Annotated in this window: 11 protein-coding genes; 8 read left to right on the plus strand and 3 right to left on the minus strand. The window is 42.5% G+C overall.

Annotated features, from left to right (window positions below; genetic code table 11):
• Window position 1 precedes the first annotated feature (1 nt).
• A complete protein-coding gene (locus tag AAFP11_RS00770) occupies window positions 2–688 on the plus strand; it encodes an SRPBCC family protein (RefSeq protein WP_341735286.1) in 687 nt (228 codons plus the stop codon).
• A 71-nt stretch (window positions 689–759) separates the two neighbouring features.
• On the opposite strand, the gene galK is transcribed toward AAFP11_RS00770, so the two are convergent.
• Window positions 760–1,833, minus strand: coding sequence for a galactokinase (gene galK / locus AAFP11_RS00775; RefSeq protein ID WP_341735287.1), 1,074 nt, complete (start codon window positions 1,831–1,833; stop codon window positions 760–762).
• Between the two features lie 240 nt (window positions 1,834–2,073).
• Here galK and rsmA point away from each other — a divergent pair, with 240 nt between their 5' ends.
• The 7 genes from rsmA to AAFP11_RS00810 all read left to right on the plus strand — a co-directional run bounded on the left by rsmA (window position 2,074) and on the right by AAFP11_RS00810 (window position 7,074).
• On the plus strand, window positions 2,074–2,901 hold the full coding sequence (gene rsmA, locus AAFP11_RS00780) for a 16S rRNA (adenine(1518)-N(6)/adenine(1519)-N(6))-dimethyltransferase RsmA (protein WP_341735393.1): 828 nt from the start codon (window positions 2,074–2,076) through the stop codon (window positions 2,899–2,901).
• Window positions 2,902–3,225: 324 nt separating this feature from the next.
• On the plus strand, window positions 3,226–4,188 hold the full coding sequence (gene ispE / locus AAFP11_RS00785) for a 4-(cytidine 5'-diphospho)-2-C-methyl-D-erythritol kinase (RefSeq protein ID WP_341735288.1): 963 nt from the start codon (window positions 3,226–3,228) through the stop codon (window positions 4,186–4,188).
• A 146-nt stretch (window positions 4,189–4,334) separates the two neighbouring features.
• Window positions 4,335–4,703, plus strand: a complete 369-nt coding sequence (locus AAFP11_RS00790) for a DUF3082 domain-containing protein (protein WP_341735289.1) — start codon at window positions 4,335–4,337, stop codon at window positions 4,701–4,703.
• Window positions 4,704–4,762: 59 nt separating this feature from the next.
• Entirely contained in the window at window positions 4,763–5,389 is a 627-nt protein-coding gene (locus AAFP11_RS00795; protein ID WP_341735290.1) for a DUF488 domain-containing protein, read from the plus strand.
• Complete coding sequence (locus tag AAFP11_RS00800) at window positions 5,367–5,819, plus strand: DUF488 domain-containing protein (protein ID WP_341735291.1); 453 nt, start codon at window positions 5,367–5,369, stop codon at window positions 5,817–5,819. The genes AAFP11_RS00795 and AAFP11_RS00800 overlap by 23 nt, the downstream gene beginning before the upstream one ends.
• Window positions 5,820–5,861: 42 nt before the next feature.
• Window positions 5,862–6,548: a hypothetical protein gene (locus AAFP11_RS00805; protein ID WP_341735292.1), complete on the plus strand. Its 687-nt coding sequence runs from the start codon at window positions 5,862–5,864 to the stop codon at window positions 6,546–6,548.
• A 94-nt stretch (window positions 6,549–6,642) separates the two neighbouring features.
• On the plus strand, window positions 6,643–7,074 hold the full coding sequence (locus tag AAFP11_RS00810) for a hypothetical protein (protein ID WP_341735293.1): 432 nt from the start codon (window positions 6,643–6,645) through the stop codon (window positions 7,072–7,074).
• Between the two features lie 154 nt (window positions 7,075–7,228).
• Here the strand turns inward: AAFP11_RS00810 and AAFP11_RS00815 are convergent, their stop codons facing one another.
• Both AAFP11_RS00815 and AAFP11_RS00820 read right to left on the minus strand, forming a co-directional pair.
• Window positions 7,229–7,771: a type IV pilin-like G/H family protein gene (locus AAFP11_RS00815; protein WP_341735394.1), complete on the minus strand. Its 543-nt coding sequence runs from the start codon at window positions 7,769–7,771 to the stop codon at window positions 7,229–7,231.
• A 91-nt stretch (window positions 7,772–7,862) separates the two neighbouring features.
• The gene (locus tag AAFP11_RS00820; RefSeq protein ID WP_341735294.1) at window positions 7,863–10,781 is read right to left on the minus strand and encodes a pentapeptide repeat-containing protein; all 2,919 of its coding nucleotides are present in this window, start codon (window positions 10,779–10,781) and stop codon (window positions 7,863–7,865) included.
• Between the last annotated feature and the right edge of the window lie 345 nt (window positions 10,782–11,126).

Genomic DNA, 11,126 nt, shown 5'->3' on the forward strand with positions numbered 1-11,126 from the left:
AATGGAATCTACATCTACAAATTCCGACAAACAAAACCTACCTAACAGCAGCGAAACCGAGCGCTGGGCATCATTAATTGGTGGCGGTGCTCTGGTACTTTTCGGTTTGTCACAGCGTTCTTTAAGAGGTGCTTTGCTGGCGGCGGCGGGGGGCGGTTTAGCAGCCCGCGGCCTAGGGATTGGCGAAGAGTTGAAGTTACCAGATATGCCTCAAAGCATTAAAGTTGAAAAAACGGTGACGATTAACAAACCCGCTGATGAATTGTACCGTTTTTGGCGCGATTTTGAAAACTTGCCCCGGTTTATGAAACATCTTAAGTACGTTAAGGTAATCGATGAGAGCCGTTCTCACTGGATTGCTAGCGCGCCCATGGGACATAGTTTGGAATGGGATGCAGAAATTGTCCGGGAAGAAGAGAATCGCTTAATTGCTTGGGCTTCTGTGGCAGGGGCTGAGGTTGAAAATTCGGGTTTTGTGCGCTTTCAACCGGGACCTGAAGGACGCGGCACAGAGGTGAAAGTTGTTCTAGAATATAACCCTCCCGGTGGTGCGATTACTGCTACGGTGGCTAAACTATTTGGGGAAGCACCCCAACAACAAATTGCTGACGATTTGGGTCGGTTTAAACAATTTATGGAAACAGGAGAAATCGCGACAACGGAAGGTCAATCTTCGGGCCGCAAGTAGTCAGCTTACCTCAACCAAAAGATGCAGATCCCCGCAGCATTTCAAGAAGTCGGGGATCTAAAATTTCCCATCTAAAATGCGATCGCTGGTGGCACTAATACACGACCAGTATAACCCGCACTCTGGTAACGGGCGATCGCCTCTGTGGCGATGGAACTAGCTTTTTCACTCTCAATCAAAGCTACACAAGCACCACCAAAACCTCCCCCTGTCAACCTAGCACCGAATACTCCGGGAGTTTCCTGCAATATTTCCACTAGGGTGTCTACTGATGGCACCGAAAGTTCATAGTCATCGCGCAAGCTAGCGTGAGAATCATTCATCAATTGTCCAAAAACTTTTGCTGGTAGTGGCTTAAAAGCTTCGATTACCCGATTATTTTCAGTAACAATGTAGCGCGCTCGCTTTCTCAGGGGTTGGGGTAATACTTCCACGGCTTGCGAGTCTTCGATATCTCTGAGGGCTTTAACACCCAACATTTGGGCGGCTGCTTCGCACTCTACCCGTCGCTGATTGTAGAGGCTACCAGCAGGCTTGTGGGTTGCGTCGCTATCGAGGACTAAAATTTCTGTGTTTTTGGGAAATCGTAATTTACGGCGATTCAGGCTGCGAGTATCAATAAATAGCATGGAGTTGGTGTCAGCTAAACTGGCTGCCATTTGATCCATAATGCCACAGTTAAAACCTACATATCGGATTTCGGCTAGCTGTGCGATTTGAGCTAGTCGCACATCATCTAAGGGGATGTTCAAGAGTGTACGCAGCCCTCGGAGAGTCGCTATTTCTAAAGCAGCGCTGCTGGACAAACCGACTCCGATGGGCACATTGGAGGTAATATAAAGATTGAGTGGCGGTACTTTGTATCCTTCTTTTTCTACCAGTCGGATGCAGCCGCAGATATAACTGACGAATGTTTGGGGTATAGTATCATCGTCGGAAAAATTTATGAGTTCGTCCAATTCTGCTGAATAGAAATGATGTTTGTGGTCGTTGCTTAGACCGATTTGTACTGTGGCGCGCTGGGGAATTGCAGTAGGAATTACAAATCCCTCGTTGTAGTCTGTGTGTTCGCCCAGTAGGTTTACTCTTCCGGGGGCGCTAGCTTGGGTTTTGGGTAATGTACCAAATACTCGTTGGAATTTCATGGTTGAGAAAAAGGAAGAAGGAATAAAAAATAGCTTTCTGTGTATTTATGACTGCTATATGGTGAAGAAAGGAAATCACTAATTGAGAAGAAATAACTTTATTTGTTCTAGTGAATTTTTTGGCATTGTCTATTTGCTGTTGATTGCATATCTGTTAAGAAAAATAAGTGGGATTGGTTTGGTGCAAAATGTCTTGATTTGTGATACAATTATAAACTAAATTTGCTAAAATTTCCAAAAATGCGATCGCCTACCCCCCGGAAACAGTTTGCTCAACATTGGCTCAAAAGCGAGAAAGCCTTAGATAAGATTGTCAAAGCGACGAATTTGTCGGGTTCGCGGGTGCTGGAAATCGGACCGGGTACGGGGATTCTGACTCGGCGCTTGCTGGCTGAAGCTGAGTCTGTTGTGGCGGTGGAAATCGATCGCGATTTGTGCCAACGCCTAGCTAAGCAACTTGGTAAGGCTGACAACTTTTTGCTGCTGCAAGGCGACATACTGGAAATGGATTTAGACAACCAACTGGTGGCTTTTCCCAAATTTCAACATCCCCATAAAGTTGTTGCCAATATTCCTTACAACATTACTGGTCCGATTCTGCAAAAACTACTAGGAACTATATCTGTTCCGGTGCCGAAACCCTTCGAGGCGATCGTACTTTTAGTGCAGAAAGAAGTGGCCCAAAGACTTTATGCAAAAGCTGGTTCCAGAGCTTTTGGTGCTTTGTCGGTGCGGGTACAATACTTAGCGGAATGCGAGTTAATTTGCGATGTCCCTTCTAAAGACTTTTTTCCCCCACCAAAGGTGGATTCTGCTGTGGTGCGGCTGGTTCCGAGATTAATAGAAACGCCGGCGGTTAATCCGCGCCATTTAGAGAATTTGATTAAATTGGGATTTGGGAGCAAGCGTAAGATGCTGCGAAATAATTTGAAAGGGGCTGTGGATTTAGATAAATTAGTTCATTTGCTAGAAGGGTTACAGATAAATCCTGAATCTCGCGCGGAAGATTTAAGCGTGGAGCAATGGGTCAATTTGAGTAATCATATTATTTCTGAGGTGGGAAGTTAAGGATTTTTCTAGCACCCAGACTTGTTTACAGTGGCGGGGATCTGGGTTTTCTATTTTTTTAGGGTTGGGTAACTTATGGTGAGCGTCCTCCTCATGGGGATCGAAAAATAGGCGATCGCAATTAGAGAATCTCAGAGCAGGTCAAACCACACTAACCAGCTCTGCCAGAGGTAGCAGTGGCCTTGAGGAATCAACGACGCGCAACTCAAAACAAATTTCCCAGAATTCGAGCATAATATTTCCTTTGAGTTATGAGAAAATGGACTCTGACTGGTGTCAATTAATTTCAACCACGGGTTTATTTCACCCTTGGCTTAATTACCTATGCGTTCATATTCTCTGCTAGCTTCAGCAAAAATCAATCTCTATTTAGAAATCATAGGCGATCGCCCAGATGGATATCACGAACTGGCGATGGTACTTCAAAGTATAGATTTAACAGATCGCATAGACTTGCGGGCGATCGGTACAGACACAATTCGCGTGCGTTGCGATCACCCCCAAGTCCCTCCTGATAAGAATAACCTAGCCTACCGGGCAGCCGATTTGTTGGCGAAGCAATTCCCCGATGCTTTGGCAAAATACGGCGGTGTAGAAATTTCCATTCACAAGCAGATTCCAGTGGCGGCGGGGCTGGCTGGGGGTTCGGCAAATGCGGCGGCGGTGTTAGTCGGGATGGATTTGTTATGGCAATTGGGACTCACTCAGTCGGAGTTGCAAGAGTTGGGCGGAACTTTGGGCTCCGATGTACCTTTTTGTATTACTGGAGGTACGGCTTTGGCGACTGGGCGTGGCGATAAACTGTCGCCCTTGCCCGATTGTGGGCCTTTGTATCTGGTGTTGGCAAAGTTTCGGAATCTCAGTATTTCTACAGCTTGGTCCTATCAAACTTATCGCCAACAGTTCAGTAGTTCCTATTGTGGGCCGGAGGATTTGGATTGTCGCCGGGAACGGCTGCATTCGGGCCCAATGGTAGGAGCAATTGCTCAAAAAGATCGATCGAAAATTGGTCAATTGCTGCACAATGATTTGGAAAAAGTCGCTCTACCTGTGTACCCCCAGGTGTTGCAGTTGCGACAAGTTTTTGAGTCGGCGGGAGCTTTGGGAACGATGATGTCCGGTTCCGGGCCGACGGTGTTTGCATTGGCCGAGTCTCCAGAAAGAGCACAGGAAATTCAGGAACGGGTAAAAAGTGCGATCGGCTCTCCAGATTTAGATTTTTGGGTAGCAAAGTTTAGCAATACCGGGATTCGGATTGTTTCGGAAGGAAATGATTTGAAACCGTAGGTGAACCGCGATGGAGGCTGATGGATTTCCTGAAAACCAGGAGTCTAATCAGCTTAAAAAACTGCTAACATGGAACAAAACACTGATTTGAATTTTGGTCAATTAACCAGAAATCTCAAATCTTAAATAGCAAATATCAAATCGAAATGCCTGATTTAACTAATTCTAATTCTAGTTCTAATTCTAGTGCTGCATCTCCCAGTTCTACTCAGGATGCTTTGCCGGCGGCATCGCCTCAGCCACCAACGGTGTTACGTTGCTTGACTGGTTCGCTGATGGCGGGAGGTTTTGCGGCAGCTTTGTATGCGCTTACTTTGTCGATCGCCCAAACCTTTGCTAACAAGCCAATTCATTCTGACAATGTGACTGTAATTAACATTGCCGCGGCTGTGCGGACTTTGGTCATGGGAATTGTCGCCTTGGGCGCTGGTGTTTTTGGTTTTGCGGCTGTGGGTTTGATGGCGCTAACTTTGCAGCTTTTGATTCAAAAATTTGTGAATAAATCTACAGTTTAAAACAATTTACTGAGATATATTTTCGTAGGTGGCATGAACTAAACAGCCAAATCAAAACCATGGAATTATTTACGATCGGTCACTCAAATCTGAGTATTGAAGCGTTTATTTTACTGCTGCAAAAACATGGAATTACGGCAGTTGCAGATGTGCGTTCCCAGCCTTTTAGTCGTTATTTACCCCATTTTAATCAATCGGAAATTAAAGCATCCCTGTCTGCTGCCGGCATTCAATACGTTTTTTTAGGTAAAGAGTTGGGCGCGAGACCGGAAGATTTAAGCTGTTACGATCTTAGCGGTAAAGCTTTATACCAACGGATTGCCGCCACTCCTCTATTCTCCGAAGGAATTCAGCGCTTACTCAAAGGTGCAGCCCATTATAAAATAAGTTTAATGTGTGCGGAAAAAGACCCGATTACTTGTCATCGGACTATTTTAGTTTGCCACAAGCTTAAAGACTTCAATGTGCAGATTAATCACATTCTGTCCGATGGCAATTTAGAATCCCATCAGGATTTAGAAGCCAGACTTCTCCACAAGTTTAACAAGGGCAAAACAAATAATGAACCAATTCAATTAAGCTTGTTTGAATTACCACCAGATAGTAAAAATGAAATCGTTGATTTAGAATCAGCTTATTATCGTCACGGATTGGAAATCGCTTATGTCACAAAAGAAAGCAATTAATTTATTTACAATTGGTTTTACTCAAAAAAGTGCTGAGGAGTTTTTTGGGACTTTGATGCAAGCGGGAGTCCGCAGGGTGATCGATACAAGGCTGAATAATGTATCGCAGTTAGCAGGTTTTGCTAAGCGGAAAGATTTAGAATATTTTCTGCGAACCATTGGTAACATTGAGTATGTTCATGTGCTGGATTTAGCGCCTACTCAAGATATTTTGGATGATTATAAAAAGAAACAGGGAGATTGGGATGTTTATGAACAGAAGTTTTTGGGCTTAATGGGCGATCGACAAATAGAACAAAAGGTTTCGCCGGATATTATGGATTGTGCGTGTCTGCTTTGTAGCGAACCAAAACCCCATAATTGTCACCGTCGCTTAGTTGCTGAATATCTCAGGGATAAGTGGAAAAATGTCAAGATTAATCATCTTTAAAAAGTGCGGTATCTCACAAAAAAATCTCAAATCTAAAATCGAATGACTAGGATAATTTGTCTCGCTAATTCCTGGAAACGGGGCGAAAGGTGCATCGCCGGAATTAATGAACTTCAAGGTAAGTGGGTTCGCCCAATTTCCGACTTACCAGATGGTCAGATTCCTAAAGAAATCCGGCAGATAAATAGACTTGAACCGGCATTATTGGATGTTCTAGACATTCCTTTGGCGAAGACGGGGCCGGACTTTGGTTTTGAGTCGGAAAATCTGTCGATTTTACCGGGAAAATGGCGACAAGTAGGGAAAGTTCCGCCAGCATATTTGTTGAAATATTGCAACAATCACGAATATATTTTGCACAACGATCTGCGATATGTTACAGTGGAGTATATGCAGTCTTTGCCAAAAGGCGATCGCCTGACTTTGCAATTAGTCAAAGTAGTAAAATTTACCGTAAAAAAGCTAATTCAAAGATTTGAAGGTGGTAATAAATGGGAAGGATGTATTGTCACCAAATACAACCAAAAATTGACTGCTACAATTACCGATCCGGTCTTTATTAGAAAGTTAGAATTGGGATATCGACCGCAAAAAGCTTGTTTGGTTACGGTGAGTTTGAGTATGCCTTGGCGGCCAGATGATTGGGAGGGAGATGACCCTTGTTGGAAGTTGATTGCCGGTGTGATAGAGTTGCCGGAAGATATTGTTGATGATGAAGTTTTGTTTTGACAAAAATGGCGATCCAGGCTTAAATATTGTGAAATTTGCAGATTGTGTGCTATAGTTATGCCGGACTTTACATATCAAAAAAGGGTGCTTTTTTATGAAAGCAGAATTTTATTATGACCGTTATAGATATACTTGCAGTTTAGTTCAAATGAATTTTACCCAAGAATTAAAAATTAAAAATCATCAAGGCTTTGTATTAGCAGTTAAGCAAGGCTCAAAAATGGGAATTTTGGGCAAAACTCGTGAAACTGCTAAAAAAGTTGATGTCAGTCAATCTCATTTTTATAATGTAATTAAAGCCGCCATGAATGCTCTAGAATTAGAAGCTAGAGATGAGTTAATTTTAGAAAAAAATCGGACGCTTGCTGAAGCAGAGGCAAAGATTCAGGAGCAAGACAGAGAAATTAGGGTGCTGAATGAACAGCTAAGAATACTCCGAGAAGAACTCGATCAGTTGTCAGCACAAAACCAGGAATTAGCGATGCAGATGATAGACGAGGAAATCCGAGAAAGTGAACTTAGTTAAGCAGAAGTAGATGATTTTTTGGGCTAGTAATAATTTTAGTAATATCAAGACCGTTGGCATCCCAATCATTCATATCTCTCTTATCTAATTCTGCGAACTCAGCGCTGTATCAAGCTAAAATTATTCCAATCAAACCCGAATATATTGCATCCTATTATGACAACAACTGATGGCAATAATCACCTGGATTAGAAATTAAATTGTTTAAAATTCCTAATTGTTGAAACACCGGAGAAGACAAGCTGACAGGTAATGAAACTGGCGGGCAGGTAATAGGGTTATCTTTGATATACACAATTCCGAAATAAGATTGAACCCCTAATTTCTTAGACAAAGCTACCTGAACAGCCAGCGGATTGTTATTATAAGTGGCAAGTTTTATCCCGTATAAATAATTGTTTGTTTCTGCCACGGAAAAGCCAACAGATTTCAAAATACTAGCAGCAGAACTAGGTGTTTGGGGCTGTGGAAATGAGAGCGCGCCGAAAGAGTTAGTAAATTTAGATTCTTCTGAATATTCCGCAGTTTTGTGTTTATTCAGATAGCTAATATATTGTGTAGCTTCACTTTCTTTAGCTTTGTTGATTAATCTGAGAAAAATAGGCAAAGCAATAGCCGATAATATCCCAATGATAAATATCACAACCAACAATTCAATCAAAGTGAAGGCTTTATCACAAGAATTTAATTTTATCATAGGGTGGGTGTCTTTCTCGCGATTAAAAGGTCGATGGACAACAGACATAATTGACATCCTAAAGCAAAATCGAGAATTATTTAACTAACCATCAACCATTTCCCTGCAATTCTCGCCAAGTCTTGGGAAACTCAGCTTTATTTTGACAGATAACAGGCAACCAGCTAACACCGGGAATTTGCCCGTCATAATCTTTTAGACGCTTTCGGGCTTCTCTCACCGAAACATAAAAAGATTTGCCACCAACAAAGGCTTTGAGAAAAGCTTTTAGAAACTCCTGGGCGATTAAATCCGGCACCAGTTCTCGCATCACGATAATTTGAGGGATATCTAAATCTTCTAATTGCTTCGCCAATCCCAAACCATCGCAAGAGTTAAAGATTGCTATTTCCAAACCCTTTTGAATAGCTATTTTCAAGGAATCTTTTAACTGTTCCACAGTTAAATTATCTGTATCATTGATACAAATTACCCCCGTACTGCCATCTACTTCGCTCTTACTGTGACCCGAAAAAGACAAGATATCCCAGCCTGTTTGATCTGTAAGATATTGATCGAGTAGCTGGCGACTTGGTTTATCCAAAAATATTGTTTCGGCTCCTTGCAAATTCTCCAATATTTTCCTATCTTTATCGAGATTAATTCCTGTACTGTCGCCCAAAACTGCCAAAATTCTTACTTTTTTTCTGGATGGTACTGATTTTTTAACTCTGTTAGATTCTGGGCGACTTAAAGCAACTTCTGCGTGACAGTAATTATCAAAAAACTCCCACCGATGCCAGGGGAGTTTCCGCAGCAAATTATCTTCTGTTTGCACGATTACCCGCACCTCGTCAGTGCGGTTTAACTTGTCGTGCAATGCCTGATTGATCTGGTGAAATTGTTCTGATTTTAGCCAATTATTTACATCCATTTCTACTTGTTCAGCTTGGTTTTTTAGCTCCTGTATGGAAAAGTTAGTGAGTTGAGCTTGCTCTATTCTTATGCCACGGTTGTTGCGCTTACGGTTAAAGTCATATATTTCTTGCCACTTTTGATAGTTTTCTGAAATTTCTGGTTTTGGTGGCAATTTGCCTTTTAATGTTATGCCTAAACGCTTGCGATCGCACAAAATATCAGCACTCACCTCAAACCCTTGTTTCAAGTCACCACGCTCCAATTTTAATAAGACTACTTGTTCAGACAATGGTCTGACTATATCCTCCATTACTGACAGCAAGTATTGGCGCTGTTCTGCTGAGTTTTGCAGGGCGGGTGCTTCTGTTCCTAGCACTTGTAGCGCTTCTTGATAGAAACTATTGAAATCATTGTTAATTTTTGCTTTATCGGTTTCAGGAGGTACCGCGATTTTAATGACTATTCCATTGCCTTTATTTTCAATACTTTGAATGTTGAGTTTTATGCCAGGATTTTCTCGTTGCACCTGTTGGAAAGATTCCATGAAAGCTTTCCAGTCAACACCATACTTAAAAATCAAGTCCACTGTATTTACAACCTCTGCAAAAAAAGTGGTAAATTCTCCTGGCTGATAGCTGTCTTTACCGCTGGGACGGCGTTCGCGATCGTCCGTTCCCGGTTTCGGTTCTTCTAGCAAATAAACCCACTTACAGTCAACCCATTCTAGTTTGGTAGTGCTATCAATATTCCAGGTTCCCAAACCGCAAACACCAGTCATTTGGGCACTGCTAAAATCAGCACCTATCGCCTGAACTTGACTTAAAATTGCATATTCTAAATTAGCTGCTTCCAAAGTCGCTTGACTGAGGTCTGCTGTTTGCAGTTTAGCATAACTGAGGTTTGCACCTATCAAGTTGGCTCCTCTCAAATCCATGCCTTGATAGGATTTGTGATAACCGTTGCCGGTGACAAGCAACTCTCGCACTGCTGGATTGATTAATATTGTCTCATCGACTCTTGCCCAGTCGAGACAACGAGCCTGATGCCACATGGTGCGGTGGATATTTGCAAATCTAAAATCGGTGTTTTTGAGGGTAGCATAACTGAAGTTAGTATGGGCTAATTGAGTATTGCGAAAACTGGTGCCACCTGTCGCACCAAGGACGATGGCTAACTGGCGAATTATGGCATATTTATCATCTTCGGTTAAAACTCTCTTAGTAATGTAAGTTCCTAATAAGATTAAAGCTACAGCTAACATGACTGCTCCGGCGATCGCCAGAATAACTACAGGCGGATCGGGAAATTTTTTGACACAATTATTCAGGAAGTCATAGCATTTATTGTTTGTGTTGTCAACTACTCCAGCTTGGATTAATACAGATGCTTTTAAATATCTCAAGGAATTTCTGGCAATAATTCCGGTGGCGATCGCACTTATAGCCACAGCTTCAAATAAAGCCAAAGCTGCAATCGCCCTCCCCAGAACAATTTCAGCCAATGTTAGGGCTAAAGGAAGAGCGACAATGGCGATCGTAGTTGCAACGACAGCCGCAGTTAAAGTTACAATTAAAAACGGAACATCGTTACCCTTCGTTTCGCCAGACAAGGCACTTCTTAAGGCACCACTTCTAAAAGACCTTAACCACGAAAGTATGGGATGTTTATCATTGGAGAATGCAGAGAGAAAACCAATGAGAGGTACAAAAATAGCAGTGGCAATACCTAAATAATCTAAAGCTTTTTGTATCCCTTGGCGAATTATCGTAGTCAACAGCATAGCATTGACTAATAAGATGATTGCAGTTGGCAGAAAACCGATATGCTCGGTTGTTTTGGGGATGAGAGATTTGAATGTATTATCAACAGCAATTACAGCAGCTATGCCTGATATTGCCGAGAGCAGTGCTACAATTAAAAAGATGTTGATTTGGGATTTTCTGGCTATTCCGCAGCGAGCGTAATGGAAATTAGCTCCATTGAGAGTTGCATTGGTAAAATCTGCACCTCGGATATCTGCATAAGAGAAATCTTCATTGGTGAGATCCTCACCTTTGAAAGAACGACCTTGAAGATTTTGATGGCGAAAGTTTTGAAAGGTTAATGATGACATATATAAGAAGGAAGGAAGAAGGAAGAAGGAAGAAAAGCTGTTTTACTCCTCGTTTCCAGGCTCTGCCTGGAAATGCAGATCTAGAGGCTCTGCCTCATGGGATGGAAGAAGAGGCAGAGCCTCTGGATCTGCGTTACTAGGCAGAGCCTAGTAACGAGGAAAGCCTAGTAAATCTTATGTTTGTCTCGTTTCCAGGCTCTGCCTGGAAATGCAGATCCAGAGGCTCTGCCTCATGGGATGGAAGAAGAGGCAGAGCCTCTGGATCTGCGTTACTAGGCAGAGCCTAGTAACGAGGAAAGCCTAGTAAATCTTATGTTTGTCTCGTTTCCAGGCTCTGCCTGGAAA

It is taken from the genome of Microcoleus sp. CAWBG640, from assembly GCF_020883015.1.
GTDB lineage: Bacteria > Cyanobacteriota > Cyanobacteriia > Cyanobacteriales > Microcoleaceae > Microcoleus > Microcoleus anatoxicus.

What these genes read in the sequence shown, in the direction of transcription:
- AAFP11_RS00770 (WP_341735286.1), top strand. Translation starts at nt 2, where the DNA reads ATGGAATCTACATCTACAAATTCCGACAAACAAAACCTACCTAACAGC.
- galK (WP_341735287.1), bottom strand. Translation starts at nt 1,833, where the DNA reads ATGAAATTCCAACGAGTATTTGGTACATTACCCAAAACCCAAGCTAGC.
- rsmA (WP_341735393.1), top strand. Translation starts at nt 2,074, where the DNA reads ATGCGATCGCCTACCCCCCGGAAACAGTTTGCTCAACATTGGCTCAAA.
- ispE (WP_341735288.1), top strand. Translation starts at nt 3,226, where the DNA reads ATGCGTTCATATTCTCTGCTAGCTTCAGCAAAAATCAATCTCTATTTA.
- AAFP11_RS00790 (WP_341735289.1), top strand. Translation starts at nt 4,335, where the DNA reads ATGCCTGATTTAACTAATTCTAATTCTAGTTCTAATTCTAGTGCTGCA.
- AAFP11_RS00795 (WP_341735290.1), top strand. Translation starts at nt 4,763, where the DNA reads ATGGAATTATTTACGATCGGTCACTCAAATCTGAGTATTGAAGCGTTT.
- AAFP11_RS00800 (WP_341735291.1), top strand. Translation starts at nt 5,367, where the DNA reads ATGTCACAAAAGAAAGCAATTAATTTATTTACAATTGGTTTTACTCAA.
- AAFP11_RS00805 (WP_341735292.1), top strand. Translation starts at nt 5,862, where the DNA reads ATGACTAGGATAATTTGTCTCGCTAATTCCTGGAAACGGGGCGAAAGG.
- AAFP11_RS00810 (WP_341735293.1), top strand. Translation starts at nt 6,643, where the DNA reads ATGAAAGCAGAATTTTATTATGACCGTTATAGATATACTTGCAGTTTA.
- AAFP11_RS00815 (WP_341735394.1), bottom strand. Translation starts at nt 7,771, where the DNA reads ATGATAAAATTAAATTCTTGTGATAAAGCCTTCACTTTGATTGAATTG.
- AAFP11_RS00820 (WP_341735294.1), bottom strand. Translation starts at nt 10,781, where the DNA reads ATGTCATCATTAACCTTTCAAAACTTTCGCCATCAAAATCTTCAAGGT.